General features: G+C 52.9%; 19 protein-coding genes. 2 read left to right on the top strand and 17 right to left on the bottom strand.

Annotated elements, in window-relative coordinates; translation table 11 throughout:
* Positions 1 to 25: 25 nt before the first annotated feature.
* The 12 genes from nspC to VA597_RS14480 form a co-directional block, all read right to left on the bottom strand.
* On the bottom strand, positions 26 to 1,162 hold the full coding sequence (gene nspC / locus VA597_RS14425; protein WP_128743624.1) for a carboxynorspermidine decarboxylase: 1,137 nt from the start codon (positions 1,160 to 1,162) through the stop codon (positions 26 to 28).
* 8 nt (positions 1,163 to 1,170) lie between these two features.
* Entirely contained in the window at positions 1,171 to 2,370 is a 1,200-nt protein-coding gene (locus VA597_RS14430; protein WP_128743625.1) for a saccharopine dehydrogenase family protein, read from the bottom strand.
* 19 nt (positions 2,371 to 2,389) lie between these two features.
* Positions 2,390 to 3,259 (bottom strand): polyamine aminopropyltransferase, encoded by an 870-nt coding sequence (gene speE / locus VA597_RS14435; RefSeq protein ID WP_128743626.1) that lies wholly within the window; start codon positions 3,257 to 3,259, stop codon positions 2,390 to 2,392.
* A 2-nt stretch (positions 3,260 to 3,261) separates the two neighbouring features.
* Positions 3,262 to 4,710, bottom strand: coding sequence for an aminotransferase class I/II-fold pyridoxal phosphate-dependent enzyme (locus VA597_RS14440; RefSeq protein ID WP_128743627.1), 1,449 nt, complete (start codon positions 4,708 to 4,710; stop codon positions 3,262 to 3,264).
* A complete protein-coding gene (gene speD, locus VA597_RS14445; RefSeq protein ID WP_128743628.1) occupies positions 4,707 to 5,546 on the bottom strand; it encodes an adenosylmethionine decarboxylase in 840 nt (279 codons plus the stop codon). The genes VA597_RS14440 and speD overlap by 4 nt, the downstream gene beginning before the upstream one ends.
* Before the next feature lie 491 nt (positions 5,547 to 6,037).
* Positions 6,038 to 6,880, bottom strand: coding sequence for a 5-dehydro-4-deoxy-D-glucuronate isomerase (gene kduI, locus VA597_RS14450; RefSeq protein ID WP_128743629.1), 843 nt, complete (start codon positions 6,878 to 6,880; stop codon positions 6,038 to 6,040).
* A gap of 31 nt (positions 6,881 to 6,911) precedes the next feature.
* Positions 6,912 to 7,697, bottom strand: a complete 786-nt coding sequence (locus VA597_RS14455) for a gluconate 5-dehydrogenase (protein ID WP_128743630.1) — start codon at positions 7,695 to 7,697, stop codon at positions 6,912 to 6,914.
* A gap of 90 nt (positions 7,698 to 7,787) precedes the next feature.
* Complete coding sequence (locus tag VA597_RS14460) at positions 7,788 to 8,120, bottom strand: cupin domain-containing protein (protein WP_128743631.1); 333 nt, start codon at positions 8,118 to 8,120, stop codon at positions 7,788 to 7,790.
* Positions 8,114 to 9,625, bottom strand: coding sequence for a tripartite tricarboxylate transporter permease (locus tag VA597_RS14465; protein ID WP_128743632.1), 1,512 nt, complete (start codon positions 9,623 to 9,625; stop codon positions 8,114 to 8,116). Before VA597_RS14465 ends, VA597_RS14460 begins: the two co-directional genes overlap by 7 nt.
* A gap of 10 nt (positions 9,626 to 9,635) precedes the next feature.
* A complete protein-coding gene (locus tag VA597_RS14470) occupies positions 9,636 to 10,112 on the bottom strand; it encodes a tripartite tricarboxylate transporter TctB family protein (protein WP_164919084.1) in 477 nt (158 codons plus the stop codon).
* 35 nt (positions 10,113 to 10,147) lie between these two features.
* On the bottom strand, positions 10,148 to 11,200 hold the full coding sequence (locus VA597_RS14475) for a tripartite tricarboxylate transporter substrate binding protein (protein WP_164919085.1): 1,053 nt from the start codon (positions 11,198 to 11,200) through the stop codon (positions 10,148 to 10,150).
* A gap of 36 nt (positions 11,201 to 11,236) precedes the next feature.
* Positions 11,237 to 12,370, bottom strand: coding sequence for an enolase C-terminal domain-like protein (locus VA597_RS14480; protein ID WP_128743635.1), 1,134 nt, complete (start codon positions 12,368 to 12,370; stop codon positions 11,237 to 11,239).
* Between the two features lie 294 nt (positions 12,371 to 12,664).
* Between VA597_RS14480 and VA597_RS14485 the strand changes: the two genes are divergently transcribed.
* Complete coding sequence (locus tag VA597_RS14485) at positions 12,665 to 14,602, top strand: PrpR N-terminal domain-containing protein (protein WP_128743636.1); 1,938 nt, start codon at positions 12,665 to 12,667, stop codon at positions 14,600 to 14,602.
* A gap of 266 nt (positions 14,603 to 14,868) precedes the next feature.
* Here the strand turns inward: VA597_RS14485 and VA597_RS14490 are convergent, their stop codons facing one another.
* Positions 14,869 to 15,678, bottom strand: coding sequence for an alpha/beta fold hydrolase (locus tag VA597_RS14490; RefSeq protein WP_128743637.1), 810 nt, complete (start codon positions 15,676 to 15,678; stop codon positions 14,869 to 14,871).
* A gap of 564 nt (positions 15,679 to 16,242) precedes the next feature.
* On the opposite strand from VA597_RS14490, the gene VA597_RS14495 reads away from it, so the two are divergent.
* Complete coding sequence (locus VA597_RS14495; protein ID WP_128743638.1) at positions 16,243 to 16,662, top strand: Rrf2 family transcriptional regulator; 420 nt, start codon at positions 16,243 to 16,245, stop codon at positions 16,660 to 16,662.
* A gap of 8 nt (positions 16,663 to 16,670) precedes the next feature.
* Here VA597_RS14495 and VA597_RS14500 read toward each other — a convergent pair whose 3' ends face one another.
* From VA597_RS14500 to VA597_RS14515, 4 genes are all read right to left on the bottom strand, one after another.
* Complete coding sequence (locus VA597_RS14500; RefSeq protein ID WP_128743639.1) at positions 16,671 to 17,645, bottom strand: alpha/beta hydrolase; 975 nt, start codon at positions 17,643 to 17,645, stop codon at positions 16,671 to 16,673.
* A 150-nt stretch (positions 17,646 to 17,795) separates the two neighbouring features.
* On the bottom strand, positions 17,796 to 18,650 hold the full coding sequence (locus VA597_RS14505; protein WP_128743640.1) for a fumarylacetoacetate hydrolase family protein: 855 nt from the start codon (positions 18,648 to 18,650) through the stop codon (positions 17,796 to 17,798).
* 522 nt (positions 18,651 to 19,172) lie between these two features.
* The gene (locus VA597_RS14510; protein WP_128743641.1) at positions 19,173 to 19,391 is read right to left on the bottom strand and encodes a hypothetical protein; all 219 of its coding nucleotides are present in this window, start codon (positions 19,389 to 19,391) and stop codon (positions 19,173 to 19,175) included.
* 287 nt (positions 19,392 to 19,678) lie between these two features.
* The gene (locus VA597_RS14515; protein ID WP_128743642.1) at positions 19,679 to 20,356 is read right to left on the bottom strand and encodes a V-type ATP synthase subunit D; all 678 of its coding nucleotides are present in this window, start codon (positions 20,354 to 20,356) and stop codon (positions 19,679 to 19,681) included.
* Positions 20,357 to 20,370: the final 14 nt, after the last annotated feature.

A 20,370-nucleotide genomic window follows, 5' to 3' on the forward strand; every position in this document is an offset into this window, starting at 1 on the left:
CCTGATCGGCAGTAATCGGTCCGAATCAGGAAAGCCGGGTCTTGAAATCCTCATAGTTGAACTCCCTGACGAGGCGGAAGCCCTCGGATTCCCCGTAGAGGAGGATCGCCGGAAGCCCGATCCCATTGAACGTGTTGTTCTTCACCATGGAGTAGATCGCCATGTCGCGGAAAACCAGCCGGTCTCCGGGCCTAAGCGGTTTTGGGAAGGAATAATCGCCGATGACGTCGCCCGCGAGGCAGGTCGGCCCGCCGAGGCGGTACGTATACGGCGTCTCCCCCGGTTTCCCCGCGTCCACGATTTCCGGGCGGTAAGGCATTTCCAGCACATCGGGCATATGGCACGCCGCAGAGGTGTCCAGAATGGCAATCCCCATTCCGTTCTCCATCACGTCCAGCACGGTGGAAACCAGAAATCCCGCGTTCAGCGCAATCGCTTCGCCCGGCTCCAGATAAACCTGCACGCCATACCTGTCGTGAATCCGGCGGATGCAGTCTTTCAGCAGGTCGAGACGGTAGCCCGGTTTGGTAATATGGTGCCCGCCCCCGAAATTGACCCATTTCATCCGGGACAAAAAGCGGCCGAACTTTTCCTCGAATACCCGCAGGGTACGGTCGAGCGTTTCCGCGCCCTGCTCGCACATTGTGTGGAAATGCAGCCCTTCGATTCCTTCCAGCTCTTCCGGGCGGAAGTTCCCAGGCGTTACGCCGAGGCGTGAGAACTCTCCGCAGGGATCGTAAATGCCGGTCTCGATCTCCGAGTACTCCGGATTGACGCGGATGCCGCAGCTCACTTTTCCGCCGCTGTTGCGCACCGCGCCTCTGAACTTTTCCCATTGGGAAAACGAATTGAATACAACGTGGTCGCTGTATTCCAGAATCTGATCAAACTCGTCCTCCCGGTAGGCGGGAGCGTAGATGTGGACTTCCTTCCCCATTTCTTCCCGTGCCAGCCTCGCCTCGAACAGGGAGCTGGAAGCGGCGCCGTCCAGGTATTTTCCGATCAGCGGATAAACGGAAAACATCGAAAACGCCTTCTGCGCCAGCAAAATCCGGCAGCCGGTCTCTTTCCGCACGGAATCGAGAATTTTCAGGTTTTCAGTAAGCAGTTGCTTGTCGATTACGTAGCACGGCGTGGGCGGAATCATCGGATCAAACATCATTCCCACCGTCAGCCGATCAGCGCCGGGGAAAAATCCTCGCGCCAGGGCAGCCCGCAGCGGTTCATCGCGTCCATGTACGGGTCCGGATCGAATTCCTCCACATTGAAGACCCCGGGCTTTTTCCATTTCCCGGTCAGCACCATCATCGCGCCGATCATCGCGGGAACGCCGGCCGTGTAGGCGACGGCCTGACTGCCGACTTCGCGGTAACACGCCTGGTGGTCGCAGATATTATAAACGTAATAGGTACGCTCTTTTCCGTCCTTGACGCCCTGAAAAATGCAGCCGATGTTGGTTTTGCCCTTTGTCCTTGGGCCGAGGGTGGAGGGGTCCGGCAGGACCGCTTTCAGGAATTGAAGCGGTACGATCTGCTTTCCCTCGAACTCGATCGGTTCGATCGAAGTCATTCCGACGTCTTCCAGCGCCCGCAGATGGTCCAGATAGCTCTGGGAAAACGTCATCCAGAACCGGATGCGCTGAATTCCCTTGATATTCTTCGCAAGGGATTCCAGTTCCTCGTGGTGCAGCAGATAAATATCCTTCGGCCCGATCTCCGGCAGATCGTACACCCGTTTGATTGCCATCGGTTCCGTTTCGACAAAGCGGCCGTTTTCAAAGTAGCTGCCCTTCGCGCTGACTTCGCGGATATTGATCTCCGGGTTAAAGTTGGTGGCAAACTTATAGCCGTGGTCGCCGGCGTTCGCGTCGACAATGTCGATGGAATGAATTTCGTCAAAGCAGTGCTTTTGGGCATAGGCGGAATAAACGCCCGTCACGCCCGGGTCGAATCCGCTGCCGAGCAGCGCGGTGATGCCGGCCTTCTCATAGCGGTCGCGGTAGTCCCACTGCCACTTATATTCAAAGTGCGCGGTTTCGGGCGGCTCGTAGTTTGCCGTGTCCACATAGTCGACCCTCGCTTCCAGGCAGGCGTCCATGATATGAAGGTCCTGATAGGGCAGCGCCACATTGATGACGATGTCCGGTTTTTCCCTCCGGATCAGCTGAACCAGCTCCGCCACGTTGTCCGCGTCAACCTGAGCGGTCGAAACCTTCGTTTTCCCGCCTTCCAATTTCTTCTTCAGCGCGTCGCATTTGCTTTTGGTCCGACTCGCAATGCAGAGTTCCTCAAAGACCTCCGGATTCTGACAGCATTTATGCGCGACAACGCTTGCTACGGCCCCCGCGCCGATCATCATAGCTTTTCCCATACCGGGTACCTCCTCTGGTTTATTCTTCTTCTTTCATCGGCTCCACTTTTTCCAACAGGTCGTTGACATAGGTCGGCAGCGAAAACGCCCCGACGTGGAGCTTCGTGTTATAGTATCGGGTCACAAGGCCCAAACGATTCCATTCCTCCGCCCGCAAGTCTTCCACCGGGCGCAATTTTTTGGAAGCGAAGCCGAACAGCCAGTGTCCCGACGAGTAGGTCGGAATATGCGCCTGATAGACCCGGCTGACCGGGAACGACTGCACGATCCTCTGGTGCGCGCGCTGCATGGCCACCGCGTCGTTGTGGTAAAACGGGCTCTCCTGCTGATTGACGAGAATCCCGTCCTCGTCAAGTGCCTTAAAGCAGTTGCCGTAGAACTCCTTGGTGAACAGCCCCTCTCCCGGCCCAAACGGGTCGGTGGAATCCACTAAGATCAGGTCGTATTCGTCCCGTTTGTCACGGACAAAGCGGAGCCCGTCCTCATAGAAAACGCGAACCCTGGGGTCGTCCAGTCTGCAGGCGGTCTGCGGCAGGTACTTTTTACAGGCCTCGACCACTTCGCGGTCGATCTCAACCAGGTCAATGCGCTCAATGCCCGGATAGCGCGTCAGCTCGCGCACCGCTCCGCCGTCTCCCCCGCCGATCACCAGAATCCGTTTTGCGGAAGGATTCACAGCCATCGGCACATGCGCGATCATCTCATGATAAATGAACTCGTCTTTCTCCGTCAGCATCATGAAACCGTCCAGCGTTAGAAAGCGGCCGAATTCCGGCGACTCAAAAATATCGATGCGCTGGAATTCGCTCTGGCTGCTGTAAAGCTGACGGTCCACCTTGATGGAAAAATTGACGTTTTTCGTATGTTTTTCGGTAAACCACAATTCCATCGTCAAATCTCCTTCAGAACCTGAATCGTTTTCATGCTGACATCCCGCATGCCGGTCAGCATGGCGCCCTTTTCTCCGGCATAGCGAACATATTCTACAATTTCCCGGGTAATTCGTTCTCCCGGGGCCACGACCGGAATGCCGGGCGGATAACACATGACGGATTCCCCGCTGATGCGCCCGGCGCTCAGTTCCACCGGAACCGGCTCTTTTTCGGCGTAGAACGCCTTCTGGGGCCGTTCGACCACCTGGGGCGGAATGTATTCCTGCGTGAGCAATCCGCTCTTGTCGCGCTCGTAGCGGCGCTTGATCTCGGAAAGGGCCGCAACCAGCCGCTCCGCATCAAGAGCGCGGTCTCCCATGGAAATGTAGGCGAGGATGTTGCCGAGGTCCCCGAACTCGATCTGAATATCGTATTCGTCCCGCAGCAGGTCATACACCTCGATCCCCGCCAGCCCGATGTCCAGCGTGTGGACCGAAAGCTTGGTCACGTCGAAGTCGTAAACGGTCCCGTCGTTGACCAGTTCCCGCGAAAACGCGTAATAACCGCCGATGCGATTGATCTCTTCACGGAGATACTCCGCCATGGAAACCACGCGCCGGAAGATTTCCCCGCCCCGCAGCGCGAGATTGCGGCGGGAGACATCCAGCGAGGACATGAGCAGGTAGGAAGCGCTGGTGGTCTGCGTCAGGTTGACGATCTGGTCGACATAGCTTTCATCCACGGCCGGACCGGTGAGCAGAAGGGAACTCTGGGTCAGCGAGCCGCCGGATTTGTGCATGCTGACCGCGGACAGGTCGGCTCCCGCCGCCATGGCGGAGACCGGCAGTCCCTCGCCGAAATAGAAATGGGTTCCGTGCGCCTCGTCGGCCAGAACGAGCATATGGTGTTTGTGCGCCAGCTCCACAATGGATTTCAGATCGGAGCAGATGCCGTAATAAGTCGGATTGTTCACAAAAACAGCTTTTGCGTCCGGATTTTCCTCGATCGCCCGGCTCACGTCCGAAAGCGACATCCCCAGGGAAATCCCAAGGCGCCGGTCGATGCCGGGGTTGACATAAACCGGAACCGCGCCGCAGAGAATCAGCGCGCTGATCGCGCTGCGGTGAACGTTGCGCGGCATGATGATTTTTTCGCCCTTCTTGCAGACGCTCATGATCATGCTCTGCACCGCGGACGTGGTGCCGTTCACCATGAAGAAAGCGTGGTGCGCGCCGAACGCCCCGGCGGCCAGTTCCTCCGCTTCCCGAATCACCGAGGAGGGATGGCAGAGGTTGTCCAGCGGCTTCATCGAGTTGACGTCCACCGTCAGGCATTTTTCCCCCAGGAATTCCGTCAGTTCGGGATTCCCCCTGCCGCGTTTGTGGCCGGGCACGTCAAACGGGACGATCCGCATGTCTTTAAAGCGGTTCAGGGCCTCCAGAAGCGGAGCCCGCTCCTGCCCCGTCAATGTTCCGCTCCCTCCGGCGTATCATAGACGTTCGCGCCGCTGAAAATCTCGATCATTTCCCTGCGCAGATTCTCCGTGATCGTCAGGCGCAGCTTGGGCGGAAGCTCATACACATCCGTGTTGAACAGATAATTCTGAAGGTCGATGTCCTTGATGAGCAGCTTCGTGTGGAACAGGTTGGCCTGATAGACGTTGATGTCGATCGCATCGTATTTCAGGAGGGTGGCGGCGTCAATATAATCCTGAATGGACGTGATCTTATGGTCCATAAAGAGTTTCTTTCCGCTGAAATCGCGCGTGAAGCCGCGGACGCGGTAATCGGCCGTGATGATGTCGGAGTCGAAGCTGCCGATCAGATAATTCAGCGTGTTGAGAGGAGAGATCTCTCCGCAGGTGGAAATGTCGATGTCCACGCGGAAGGTCGCGATCGCGTTGTCCGGATGATACTCCGGATAGGTATGCACGGTCGCGTGGCTTTTGTTCAGATGCGCGACGACCTCGCTGCCGGTGCCGTGGAGCACGCCCCTGCCCAGATTGCAGGAGCTGTCGATCTCATCGGGAGGAAACGCCTGCTCGGCAATCAGGAACGCGACGCTCGCGCCCTGCGGGTCGTAATCCTGCTTGCTCACATTCAGGACCTGGGCGCCGATCATTTCCGTCACGCGGTAAAGAATATCGGTCAGACGTTCCGAGTTGTACTGCTCGTCGATATATGCAATATAATCACGCTGCTCCCGTGCGCTTTTCGCGTAGCAAACATCATAAATGTTAAAGCTGAGCGATTTGGTAAGATTGTTGAAGCCGTAAAGTTTCAGCTTGTTTTCCAACCGTAACACCCGACCTTTCCCGGATTTAAAGCATTATGCGAATCACGAATTTTTTTTAAAAACAGCTGAAAAACCATTGAATTTCATGAATTTTACGGGTTAATCCTAAAAGATCTTCCTTATTCTCCGATTTTCATGTTTTTCTTGATAAATTCTCTTTAAAAAATCAATATATATTATATACAGAAATCCCTATTAGTCAAGGGAATTTCCCGGATTGCCCGATAAAATTTGGGCGCTGTCCAAAAGCCGGCGCTTCGGATTGCCTTTTCTGTTTTTTCATCCGCGGTTCAGTCTGCAAAACATCCGCGCCGATCAGGCGGATGTCTCCATCTCCATGAATAAGGTTTACCGAACCGCCGCAATTCATTCCGCAGTGTCCCATTTCTCACCGCAGTCCCAAGAGAGAAGAAGCATTTGAAAGGCAACAAGGCGGTATTTACCGGGAACTCCCGGCAAATACCGCCTTGTTGCCTTTTGAAATTGGAATTGGGTCTTGCTTATTTCAGTTCTTCCGTCGGGATTTCGTCCATATCGTCAAACGCGCGGTTTTCCCCGGCCATAGCCCAGATGAACGCATAGTTTGAAGTGCCGCAGCCCGCGTGGATCGACCAGCTCGGATTGATGACAGCCTGCTCGTTGTGCATGACGATGTGCCTGGTTTCCCGTCCCTCGCCCATCAGATGGAACACAACATTGTCTTTGGGAATATTGAAATACAGGTAGACTTCCATCCGCCTTTCGTGCGTGTGAACCGGCATCGTGTTCCAAACGCTTCCGGGCTCCAGAATCGTGCAGCCCATGGAAAGCTGGCAGGTCTGCAGAACGTCCGGGTGGACAAACTGGTTGATCGTCCTCAGGTTGCTGGTCCCGGAAGATCCCAGCCTGCGGTGGATTGCTTTTTCAAACGGGATCAGGGTCGTGGGACAAGCGCAGTGAGCCGGAGTGGAACACATGTAAAATTTGGGAGGCCGCGCTGCGTCCACGGCCTTGAAAACCACTTCTTTGGTGCCCATGGAAAGGTATAAACCGCACAAATGCCCGACCGCATACTCCCTGCCGTCGGCGATGACAATCCCGTCGCCGCCGATGTTGATCATGCCCAGTTCCCGGCGCTCCAAAAAACAGTGAACGCCGAAATTTTTCCAGCAGTCGATGTTTTGATCCAGGCGGACCTCCCGGACGACAGGCATGGCGCCCATGGTGACGATGCGGTCGATGTGGGAATAGGTGGCCGTGACGTCGTCCGGCTCAAAGAGTCTCTCGATCAGAAATTCCTTTCTGATTTCTTCGGTCGTGTAATGTTTAAAGTCTTTCTGGTTTGCTGAATAGCGTATGTCCAAGGTAATCCCTCCAGATGAATCATGAGAACGGTCAGGGCTGTTTGCCGATATAGGCCAGAATTCCGCCGTCCACATAAAGAATGTGTCCATTTACAAAATTGGATGCTTCGGAAGCGAGAAAAACAGCCGGCCCCATCAGGTCGTCGGTTTTCCCCCAGCGGGCCGCCGGGGTCTTTGAGATGATAAATTTGTTGAACGGATGATCAGGGGTGCGAAGCGGGGCGGTCTGCGGCGTTTCAATGTACCCGGGGCCGATGCCGTTGCACTGGATGTTGTACTGTCCGTATTCGGACGCGATATTCCGGGTCAGCATCTTCAGGCCGCCTTTGGCTGCGGCGTAAGCGCTGACGGTCTCTCTGCCAAGCTCGCTCATCATGGAGCAGATATTGATGATTTTGCCGTGGCCGCGGCGGATCATGCCGGGAATCACAGCCTTGGAGACAATAAACGGGGCGTTGAGATCAACGTCGATCACCTGGCGGAATTCCGACGCCGCCATGTCGCACATGGGGATGCGCTTGATGATCCCCGCGTTGTTCACCAGGATGTCGATCGGCCCGGCTTCGGACTCCGCTTTTTCAACAAGGCTTTTTACCTGATCCTCGTCGGTCACGTCGCAGACATAGCCGTGGGCCTGGATGTTCCGCTCTGCATACGCATCGAGGCCCTTATCGACAAGTTCCTGCCTCAGATCGTTAAACACGATTTTCGCTCCAGCCTGTGAGAAAGCGGTTGCAAGCGCCATTCCGATTCCGTAGGATGCGCCCGTTACAAGAGCCGTTTTCCCTTTCAGGGAAAATTGATTTAAAATATCCATCTTTAACCTCCAAATCATAGCTTGCCGTTCTTTTATCAACGGCCGGGGCACAGGCCGTTTCGACCCGGACCCTTCCGTATCAAAGCGCCGCTAAACGAAATCCTCCCGCATCGGAGTAAAAATATCCAGCAGCACGCCGGCTTTCAGGCAGGTGCAGCCATGCTCGACGCCATTCAGTTTCAACATGGTGTCTCCTGCTTTCACAATTCTTTTTTCTCCATCGATATTGAATTCAAATTCCCCGCTGACCACGTAGGTAATCTGTGTATGCGGATGATGATGGAGCGCGCCCGCCGCACCCTGTGCGAACGTGTTTTCCACGCACATCAGGTCTTTGCTGTACGCCAGTGTTCTCCTGACGACGCCTTTTCCATTATCGAAGGGTTCCGCTTCCCCGTGAAACACCCATCTTTGATTTAACATTCTGCTTTTTTCTCCTTATTCCATTTATCTTTTTTTCCAAAAGCCTTTTTAGCGGTAGGCCAAACGATGCTTAAAACGCCGACAAGAATAAACAAAAATGACACGGGGCGCGTGAAGAACATGGCATAGCTGCCGTTCGCGTAGCTGATGCTATTTCTGAAATAGCTTTCCAAATTGCCGCTCAGGACGAAAGAGAGGAGAAGCGGGCTCACCGGGATCTTGGCGATTTTCATCACGATGCCCAGCGCACAGCAGGCCAGCATCATGTAGATATCAAAAATGCTGTTCGCCGCCGTAAATGCGCCGATGAAGCAGATGACCAAAATGGCGCTGTACAAAAAGTGGTATGGGATTTTCAAAATCATCGGAAACCATCTTTTGGTTGCCAGTTCAACAATGAGTACAACGATCGCGCTTACAAGGACGCACGCAAAGACCAGGTATGATATTTCAGGATTCGACGACATCAGAAGCGGTCCCGGCTGCAGCCCGTGAATCATCATGCCCGTCAGCAGCATCGCCGTAATGCTGTCTCCCGGAATGCCGAGCGCGATCATCGGGATAATCGCGCCGCCGACAGAGGCGTTATTCGACGTTTCCGAAGCCCAAATGCCCCCCGGATAACCGGTTCCGAACAATTCGGAGTGTTTGCTGCTGGATTTTGCCTGTGCATAAGCGATCAGATTGGACACCCCGGACCCTATTCCGGGCAGAAAGCCCACCCAGAGTCCCAGCAAAAATGACCGGACGATGGTCCCGATATGCTCCGTAAAATCCTGCCTTTTGAGCCCAAGTCCTTTTAAATTCGCTTTTTTGACCTCAGGCAGCTCCTGCGAACCCTTCGCAAAGTTTTCCACGACCTGCAAACAGGCAAACACACCCAGCGTGATGGCGATCAGGCTGATGCCGTTGTCCAGATTATGGTTCCCAAACGTGAACCGCAGAACACCGGAAACGCTGTCCATTCCGAAGTAACCGAGCAGCAGACCGATTGCGGTCGACAAAAGGCATTTGAACATACTGCCTTCCGCCAGAGCCGACACCAGCGTGATGGCGCAGAAGCACAGGCTGAAGTACTCCCACGGGCCAAGCATCAGGGCCAGCTGGGCGATCAGCGGGCTTAAAAAGGTAGCGATCAGAATGGAGCCGAGCGTTCCGATAAACGACGCGATGATCCCGATCGAAAGCGCTTTGGAGGCCTCGCCCTTCTGCGTCATCGGATAAGCGTCAAAGGTCGTCGCGATGGATGAGGAGGCGCCCGGAATTCCCATCAACGTCGCCGAGATGAAAGCGCCGGACACGCCTCCAATATACATGGCCAAAAGCATGCAGAAGCTGGTTTCCGTATCCATGCTGAACGTTACAGGGAGCAGGAGGGAAATGCCAATCGCCGCGCTCAGGCCCGGTATGGCTCCGAAAATAATGCCTACAATACAGGTCCCCACGATCAGAAGAAAATGAACAGGCTGAAAACAGATCAGCAGACTTGTCAGATAGGTACTCATGATTCACCCCTTAAAATATGCCCAACACACCTTCGGGCAGACTGATGGCAAAACCTTTCGTAAAGATCAGGTAAAGCGCGGCTGTCAGGGCAACCGCAATCACCGCGGACAGCGCCGCCGGCACCTTTTTTCCGCCGCTCAGCATTTTGATCAGAACAAACGATATGACCGGGGTCGATATGTTAAAGCCGAGGAACTGAAGCCCGACGGCATAGAGGACCATCACGCCGAAAGCGACGAAAAGCCGTTTCCAGCCGTCCTTCGCCAGATAAGCCTCATCTTCCTCCCGTTTCAGCAGCGATTCGACAAGCATGCCTAATCCGCATACCGCCATCAGCGCTTCCGCAATAATTGGCATCAGGGTCGGTCCCGGCTCGACCAGGTTCGCCGGCGTTCTGATCTCCTGTGTGTGATAAAAAAAGAACGCGGCGGCCAATACGGCTCCAATCCCGACAATGCCGTCTTTTTTGAGCGTTTTTTCTCCCAATGGGATTCCCTCCTTTTTTCTGCGCTTGCCTCCCGTTACTGCTTCACACTGTAAATGCCGAGGTCCTTCGCCACCTTCACGGCGCTGTCGTATTCTTCCTGGTACATCTTCTGGGATTCCTGGACGTCGTGCCACTCGGCAATCTGGCCCATCTGTTTCATGCCCTTGGTGTATTCCGAGTCCGCGGACGCGATGTTTTTCAGGGAGGCGTTGATCTTTTCGACCAGGTCCTGGCTCATGCCGGCAGGCCCGACCAGGTAATAGCTCGTACCCCAGGCGACATTCTGATACCCCTGCTCCTGGACGGATTTATAGTTCTGTTTCTGCGCCGCGGCGGCGTCAAAATCTTCAATTTTCGCCCCGTCCGTCCCGATCGTGGCCAGGACCTTCAGCTTGCCCGCCTTCTCATATTCGAGCCCGTTGCTCAGCGAAATGCTTCCGATATCAATAAATCCGCCCGCGAGATTCGTCAGCCGGTCCGTTTCTTCGGCGCACTGCACATTGTTGAACTTGACTCCGCACTCCGACTCGATTTTTCCCAGCATAAACTGTGTCGTTCCGCCCGGAGCCATGCCCGCCTTTACGATTCCCGGATGGGTTTTGCAGTAATCGACCATTTCCTTGAACGTGTTGTAGGGAGCGTCTTTCCTCGCCGCGATGCAGCGAAGCCCGTTGTTCCCGATGGCCGCTATCACCGTTACCTGCTTGGCCGGATCGACCTCGCTGGTTCCGGTAATATACTGCGTCATGATCGCCGTGTGCGCCACACAGAGATTCGCGCCGTCCGGCTTCTGGTTTGCAATGTTCTGAAAGCACACGGCGGTATTGTCGTAATTGTAGACCGAGAAATTGATCCCCTGCTCCTTATTGAGCCCCGTGGAAAGATACCTGGTCGTCAGATCGGAACCGCCCCCGGCCTTTCCGGGCACCATCAGGTTCACGGTTCCGGCCGGCCAGTTTACACTCGAGGCCGAATCGGCCTTTGACGCGCCGGAAGACGCGGAGCTCCCCCCGCCGCTCTGCGAACACGCGCAAAGCATGGACCCCAATAAACATACGGCTAAAACGCTTTCCAATACTTTTTTCATTTTCATACTCCTTTTTATTTTCTTGATGCTGATGCATCAGCTTTCCACGTAGAATACCTGGCGGCTCTCCATCAGGCCGTCCTCTTCGAGCCTTGCGAGATCCATGCGCTGAGGATTCCCAGGGACATCCGTCTGGCAGTAGAATCTGCCGTTCTTTTCTTCCGGCCGGTACAGCATATACTCCCCGACCGGCTTGCTGATCGGCTCATGGTACTCGATCAGCTCGTCCTCCCTGTACAGACACCCGAAAATCGCATTCAGGTATACCCTGCCGCCGGAAGAGAAGCGGACGTGGTGTTCCCTTGCCATGTCCCTGATCCGGATCAGGTCGTCCATCCGGCTCATTCTGCCGACGGACGGCTGCAAATGGTCCACGCCCTTCTCTATGTAGGTCTCATAGGCAAACGAGATCCTCATGGATTCCCCGAATGCGATTGGAATCGAGATCCCCATGTTCTTCAGCCGCTTGATCTCATTCATATCGTGCGAATGGACCGGCTCTTCCAGCCATGCGGGACGGTAAGGTCCCACAAGCTCTGAAAAATGGAATGCGGTTTCGGCGTCCCATTTTTGGTTGGCGTCTACCGCGATATCGATTTTGTCACCAACCGCCTTTCTGACCTTTTCCAGCCGCCTTACATCTCTTTCGATATCACTGCTGCCGACTTTGAATTTGACGGTCGTATACCCCTCTTCGGCATAACGGACCATGTCTTCCACCAGCGCGCTGTCGTCCAGTAAGATCGAACCTCCTCCCTTGTAGGCCGCGGCCCAGTCCTTTTTCGCGCCGAGGAAACGGTGCAGCGGCAGTCCTGCCCTCTGGGAAAGAATGTCCAGCATCATCAGGTCCAAAGAACCGACTTCCACTGCCTGCGGGCTTTGGAATCCGCTGTTCCGCACCTTCCAGTACAAATTTTTCCGCCACTCGTTGTAGCTTCTTTTCTCTCCGTTGAGAATGAGCGGAAGGATGTCTTTTATAAAACCGCGCCCGACGCAAAGGTGCGCGCAGGCGCCTTCTTCATCGTAGAGCTCAATGCATCCATGCTCGGGCGCAAATTTTCCCATCCCGCCCGTGCCGTCCTGAAAGGGCCTTGGCAGCGGAATCGGCTTAAAGCTGTAATATACCGCTTTTCGGAACTGGATTTGATCCTTAAAATCAAATGAAAACATCAGAAGCCTCCTAGGTGTTCGCGCTGAATTTTGTCTTATATTGTAACCGCTGCCGCGGGAAGGATCAATTCTTTTCCTGACCAAAAAGGCCTTTCGTTTTTATGCAGTACAACTTTGGATTTCAGTATGAATGAAAAACATTTCAATCGGCTTTTTTGCATTTCAGTTTTATTTCAACATGAAATGGATCCGATGCCTTCTCCTAAATTTTTTTTTACAAAATTCTTTGGGTTTATGGTATAATCGTACAGAAAAATATTATTTTGACGTCTCTTTTAGGAATGGGAGGAAATTATGTCGGGGATCGCTCTGTTTGCTCCGGACGATGAGACCTGCCATCAGGCGGAGGATTTTCTGAAAACAGCGAAAGACAGCCATATTTCTATCTTTAAAAGGAGCCAGACGGAAGACATCCTCGTGGAGGCCCAGAAAGCCATATCCGAGGGAGTCACTATCATCATTGCGAGGGGCCGTCAGGCGGAGATCATAAAAAAGAATACGAATGTCACCGTTGCGGACATCGTATTAACGGCTCAGGAACTTGGCCTTCTGATTCTGAAGGCCAAGAATATCATCGGCATCAATAAGCGCCGGATTTGCATCGGACTGTTCGGATGGGGGGAAATGTTCTGCGATACCACCTATTTTGAACAGCTGTATGACGTGACTTTGAGGCGTTATCCGCTGCACGAAGAGGAAGAATGGCGCAATGTAATCCGGAACTCGGTAAATGACGGGATTGACATTATCATCGGCGGCAAATCCGTTATGGAATACGCCGAGGCGATCGATATTCCCAGTCTCTACCTCTCGGGAACCGGGGAATCTCTGCGGGTCGCCATAAAAAATGCCGAGTCTCTTTACCATATGGCAAAAATCGAGGAGCGCAACTACGCTCAGTTTTCCACCGTGCTGGACAGTTCTTCCAACGGCATCATCAAACTGAGCAGCAACGGCAAGATCCTGATTTTGAACCGCATGATGGAGGAAATTATCGGCATTGGTTCGGACAAGCTGATTGGGCTTCCGATCAACCGCATTTTCAAGGAGATCAACCAGGAAAAGATTCTTGAGGTTTTAAACGGAGAAACCGAAAACTATTCCACGCTTCTCACTTTCCGAAACCAGGAGCTGGTTTTGATCATGGAGCCGATCATTGTCGATCAGGCGATCGAGGGAGGCATCCTTTCCTTCAACCGCTTGCACCGTATTAATGCCGCAAACAAAAATCAGCTGGAGAAGCAGTATCTCAGCGGTTATGTCGCGCACGCCACATTCGACGACATCAGTAAAAAAATGAAAGGGCTTTATAAGATCGTGGAAACCGCGAAGCTGTACGCCCTGTCTTCCAGCCCGATGCTGATCGAGTCGCTTTCCGGCCCCGAACTGGATGTGATCGCTCAGGGAATCCATAATTACAGCATGAGGAGAAACGGCCCATTCCTCATGATCAACATGGCCGGCATGACGGAAGATCAGCAGTCCGCCGCGCTGTTCGGCACGCCGGGGTCCCAGGACGGCGGCGCCCTTTTGGATGCGGATCACGGCACGCTTGTCATTCAAAGCATCGACAAGCTCAGCCTTCCCATCCAATACAAACTGACCAGAGCGATCCGCTCCAAAAGGATCTCCACCGGCAAACGGCCGTCAGACTTCACGATTTTTGACACGCGCATTATCGCCTGCACCGCAAAGGACCTGACCGAACTTAGAAAAAAGTACCTGTTTCGCTCCGATTTGTACTTCACTTTAAAGTCGCTCTGCCTCAGGATCCCGGAGCTGAAAGACAGGCCGGAAGACGTGGCCTTCCTGCTCAGCACCTACACCAGGCAATATATGCAGCAGTACTCCCGGTTTCACGTGCTGACCGGCCAGGCCAGGAAACTGCTCCTGGAATATCCCTGGGAAGGAAACAGCATTCAACTGCAGACTTTTTGCGAGCGGATGATTCTTACCGCGCAAAGCCGAAGCATCACGGAAGAATACGTGCTTTCCCTCCTGAATGAGCTTTACCATAACGACCTGAACATCTATGAGGACATGGCTTCTGAAAAACTCAAAAACGCGGAATTCCTTGACAAACTTGAGGACCCCATGTACAAACTGATTTACGGCGCCCTGCAAAAATACAAGGGAAACCGCAAGCTTGCCGCCGCCGAGCTTAAAATCAGCACCACGACTTTATGGCGTAAAATGAAAAAATACCAAATGACTCAAGACTGGCAGAAGTAGAAGGAACAACAGTATGGCATTACTGGGAACAACTCGGGAAGCGTGCGGTTTCGCCTCAACAATCACCGGCCGTGCGTGCGGGACGGTCAGACGGCAGCTTAATCGAAAAAGGAAGGACCTCCTTTTGCTAAAACAGTGCGGGCAGCGCCGACCGCACAAAAATGCAAAAGGAGGTCCTTTTATAACAATGGATGAAAAAGTTTACCGCAAAAACCGTCAATGACTGCTGCGGGCTGTTTTGACAAAGTCCCCGGGATTAGTGGAGCTCAGCCGATAAATTCTTTGACAATGGAGTTAAAACGCTCAGGTTCTTCAAAAAACAGAAGATGTCCGCGTTCTTCGAAAAGCTCAAGTTTGGAGTTTGGAATGTGTTCCTGGTTCCACACCTGCGCTCTCCAGTCTATAAAGCTCTTTTTGCCCCCGATAATCAGCGCCGGAATGGTAATCGTGGGAAGCACATCCCTCCAGTCGCCAAGCCAATGAGTAAAGGCAAGAGTGGCTGTATAATCAGCCGGCATCTTTATGTTCTCGGCTATGAGGGCGTTTTTGTCTTTTTCGGGGACCTGCTTTGTGAGAAGGCCTTCGATCAGTGCCTTTGAATACGCCGCTTTATCCTCACGGATCGCCTTGCAGTTCGCAAGCAATTCCTCATAGGTCCAAAGCCCGATCTCATTCTCCTTACATTTGAGCAGCCATGCGGGCTCATCGACGAGGATCATTTTCGACAGCCGCTCTGAGCCGAAGGTGTCCCAGTAACTCCATATGACGGAGCAGCCCATCGACCATCCCAGGATATTGACGTCCTTCAGATTCAGACCGACCAGCATATCATGGATATCCTTTGAAAGACGGGAAAGGCGGTAGCCATGATCCGGCTTTTCCGACTCGCCGTGGCCGCGCTGATCCACCGCAATCACCCTGAAATCCTTCGCCAGCTCCGGGATATTGTACCTGAACGCTTCCGAGGACTGCGCCCAGCCGTGGATCATGACAAGCGGCTTGCCGGAACCCGCTTCCAGATAGTGCAGTTTCGTTCCGTCGCTAACGGTAAAATACTTTGACATTATGCTGTCCATTTCAATTCTCCCCTTTAATTTTATCGTTTATTAAGCCGGGGACCAATTCACGGCGGTTTACACCACCTCCTAAATTCCGTCAGCACGAATTCAGCCCCCTGTGCGAATGGTGGACTGCAAGCTGTGCGCATTTATCGGTGAATAAAATTGCACCATTTATAGCGCAACAGGCTACGGCTGTCCACAACAGCCCGGTTTGCAATTAGACGTTAACGCCTTGCTTTTTACAGGGATCCAAGCAGCAGCCGAAGAAATATCGGTGCAAAAACATGCACCTTTTACTGCAACGGATTCTATAACATTTTCTCAGACAGGAGAGAAATAGCCGAAACTGCATTTTTCCCAATTTTGCTTTACAATAAAAGTAATTTTATTGTATAATTGAGAATGGTGTATTATACAGCTTTGAAACAGCCGCTTTTCTCAATCCCTTCGAATCCGCCCCGGCGCGGTCTTATTAATAGTGCTATTATTTTCACCATTAATATAATCCATTCTGTGGGATTTGTCAAGCAGCTTTAACAGATTTGTTTTGATACGAGAGAGTATAATGGAGGCAACAACGTGCAGTTGGTAGTTTTGGCGGGAGATCTGGGGCCTAAATGGTTCCATGTTGCTCTTCGTGCGATGGTGCTGATCGCGAGGTCGAACGGCATGATGACCAGTTCTCAGCTTGCGGAAAAGCTCGGGTGCGAAAATACCTATCTCAAGAAAATCATGATCCGCCTGGCGAAAAGCCATCTTATCGTATCATACCCCGGACGATACGGGGGATACTCACTCGGCAAGCCGGCTGGTCAAATCAAGGTGCTTGATGTTTATCAGGCGCTGGTCACGACGACACCGACTCCTTATTATTCAGTGCCGTCGACTGGCCCCGAGTATTATATTTCGCTGATCGTTACAAAGGGCGAAAAAGCGTTTCAAAGCGTGCTGAATGAATTTACGATGGAAGACCTTCTCGAGGACGGAGAAGACGAATGACCGCGTTTTTACGCGCCGGGGTAAAACACATGCTTCAGCGACCAGACTGACGTGCCGATTGCGTGTCTGCTGATTCTGGCTTCGGGAAGTTCAAGCTGAAACGCGTGAATGCCGCCCGGATAAAGCGTGAAACCGGTCGGGACACCCGCCTGAGAGAGCCTTGTCACAAAAGCGATCGTTTCGTCCCGGTGCGGGTCCAGATCCCCCACATAGCAGTAGCATGGGGGCAAACCGTGCAGATCAATTTCCCGCGCCGGCGCCGCGTAGGGAGAAACGTCGTCCCTGTTCTCGTGCCCTTTTCCAAGGTAAAAGTTCCATATTTTTCTGACCGAATCGTAATTCAGGGCTCTCGGGTCCCTGAATTCGGTACTCGACTTGGTTCTCAGGCGATCATCTATGGTTGGGGCGATCGGCATCTGAAAGACAGGCATCGGGCCACCGCGGTCTCTCGCCATCAGGCATACCGCAACCGTCAGGCCACCGCCGGAACTCAGTCCTGTAACAGCAATTCGCGACGGGTCCACGCCGATTTCTTCTGCGTTTGAAGAAAGCCATAAAAGCGCAGCGTAACAATCCTCATAAGCGGCCGGAGCCGGGTTTTCCGGCGCCAGCCTGTACGCGGGCGATACGATGACGCAGCCGACATCTTTCACATATCGATAACACATGGCGTCTTCATGCTCAGGGCTTCCTATTGTGTAGCCGCCGTAATGAAAATACAAAAGGCCGGGGAGGTTCCCGGTCCTTATTTTTGGTCCGTAAAGGCGGATCTGAATCGGCGGCGCGCCTTCCGGACCCGGAATAAGCCGTTCAGATACCGAAACTTCCGGGTCCGGAGGAACGGGAATCGGAGGATAAATGATATCTCTTCCGATTTTTTTTATGATATTCGCGCTGCTCCATGCGCCAAGATAGGCCGGCGGCTGTGTTAAAATGTGAACGAATTCCGGGTCAATATGCTGATCCAAATAGGATTCACCCATCTACATGCCTTCTTTACCGTTTTCCCTGCGAATCTGGGTTCCGGATTTAAACCCTGTCAGCCGTTTTTTCAGGAAAGGCCGCTTTTCTGTAATAGACAAGCGATGTCAATCGGCTTTGACCGCAGAGGTTCTTCTAAATTAATGGAGGAATCAACCCATGACATTCGTCAGACTGCCCAGTTTTTCAATGGTGACCCGGACTTCGTCGCCGGGCTTCAGCCATTGCTGTTTTTCTTTCGGCATTCCCAAAATAACGCCGGCGGGTGTTCCGGTAAAGAGGATATCTCCGGGCTTCAGGGTCATGAACCGGGAAACATAGCTGATGACGGTCGCGCAGTCAAAGATCATGTCGCGTGTGTTGGCGGACTGCCGCAGTTCGCCGTTGACGCGGCATTCAATTTTCAGAGACTGGGGGTTGATTTCGTCTGCGGTCGTGATGAATGGACCGACAGGAGCGAATCCGTCGCAGGTTTTGCCGAGCATCCATTGTGGAGTCCGGGACTGAAGGTCCCGCGCGGAAAGGTCGTTTCCCGGCGCGTAGCCGAACACGCAGGAAAGAGCTTCCTCTTTTGTAACGTCGCGCGTTTCCCGGCCGATGACAACGACCAGTTCCGCTTCGTAATCGAATTTCTCCGCAGCCGAGGGAAGCCTGATGACATCATGGTGGGCCGCAAGCGCATTGTTATACTTATTGAAGAGAACCGGATATTTCGGTATCTCCGACTTTGTTTCTGAAGTGTGGCTCACATAGTTCAACCCGACGCAAAGAATCTTTTCAGGACTTGTCACACAGGGCAGGTAGCAAATGTCGTTTTCCAAAATCGGCTGCGTTCCCGATTCGGCAAAAAGCCTGAGGTTTTTCAATGCCACTTCTCCACCCAGAATTACATCTTCCATTGTCCGCAAAGCATTGCCGCCCGGCGAGGCCGCAGCATCGATCAAACCATTTTTCGTCAGGATCCCAAGCCGTTTTTTCCCATTCAGAGAAATTTGCGCCAGTTTCATGCTGATTTCTCCCTTTTCATCATTTTTCACTGATTTGCTTAGGTCTCGTTTGAAAAATCAAGGAACTTGTCTATCAAACAAGGCCTAGCGTTTTGTTTTTCAGTATATCATATCGCCTCAGTGGTTCAATTCAACAAATGGAATATTTCGCATGCTTCTGTCCCCGTCTTTTGCTTTTTCGGCGGCTCCATTACTGGAAAACGTATTGTATATCGGACGGGTTCCCCGTTAAATGCTTAACAATAGCGCTTCTTTCAGGACCGGATTCTCCAATTGGGACCATCTAACCTGTTGATCCCCCCAAGCCATTCCAGAATAACCAATCCTCTTCTATATGTTTCATTATTGCAATGATACTTCTTTCAAGCTCATAGATCAACCGATTCGTTACTGTTTCTTCCAATTTTCATAAATGTCGCTTGGTACCTATCCCGCATGCCCGAACAGCAAGAAAAGGCGGTTTCTCCCGGTCAGTACCGCCTTTTTTCGTTTCGTGCTATTCTATTCCTGGTAAAAAGCAGGTCATTTCGTATCATTCTCCGCTCGCTTCTCAAGATAAGCATTCAGACCGTCAAGGAACGCTTCCGGATTCTCCACTTTTTTAATAGCAAGCAATTCCCCAAAGCTTCGGGGGTACGCTCCCGAACAAGTGAAAACCGTTACGCGATTTTGTAGGCAATACTCCAGAATTCCGGGAACTCTGTAAACATCTTCCACCATCGTATCCTTTGTAATTTTCATAATAGCTCCCCCTGACTGGATAATACTTATAAATAAACAAATTCCGGATGTTTTGGCATCTGAATCAAACTGCAATCGGAAGCTTCAAAGCATTTTTATTATACTTCTCATAACTCGATAAATCAACCAATACTCCTGCCCCCATTTCCAATTTCTACAAATAAGCCTAGACACCCAAAACATAAGGCGGCACCCTCCGGTTTCTCCCGGTCAGTACCGCCCTTTCTCGCTTCGTGCTATTCTATTCCTGGTAAAAAGGTGGTCAAAATCACCTGTTTTGCCGGGCTCTATCCCGCGAAAGCCTCTTCGGCCCTCTCTTTGTAGTGGTGGGCCTCTTCAAGCATCATGTCCTTGACCTTCATCAGTCGGATCTGCGTGGAGCGCTCGTTCTCATCGAGCTTCATCGTGATATATTTGATATTCTCCTGCAGGTCCGGAATCATGATGTGTTCCAGCGCGTTCACGCGGCGGCGGGTCTTTTCTATCTCGGCAGCCATCATGCGGCAGGATTTTTCGACCTCCGCGAGCTTCAGCATATCCGGAAGCAGGTCCGCCAGCGACTTGACCGCGTCGTCCAGATCGCCGGAGGTAAACGCAAAGCCGTAGGAGTAAATGTCGTTCGGATCGGACGTCCGGGTCTGATATTTGAAAACCGGAACCTCCACGCTCATGACGTTGCGCTGCGAGACCTCCAGCGAGACCTCCTGCTTGGGAGCCATCAGGGCAACGTTCACTTCCTCGTCGGGCATTCCCGCGCGGGCCAGAACAAAATTCTGGTTTGCGGAGCGGATCCCCCCCTCAACCTTCTCTCGCAGGGAACGGTTCAGGCGGACCAGATCCAGGTACTGCCGCATCAGTTCGTCGCGTTTGTCTTTTAAAAGTTTATGCCCGCGCATCGCGGTGACCAGCTTTTTCTTCAGCCGTGTCAGCTCCATGCGGGTCGGATTCACATGTGTGGCGGCCATCCCGTAGCCCCCTT

The organism is Caproicibacter sp. BJN0012, from assembly GCF_035986805.1.
GTDB lineage: Bacteria > Bacillota > Clostridia > Oscillospirales > Acutalibacteraceae > Caproicibacter.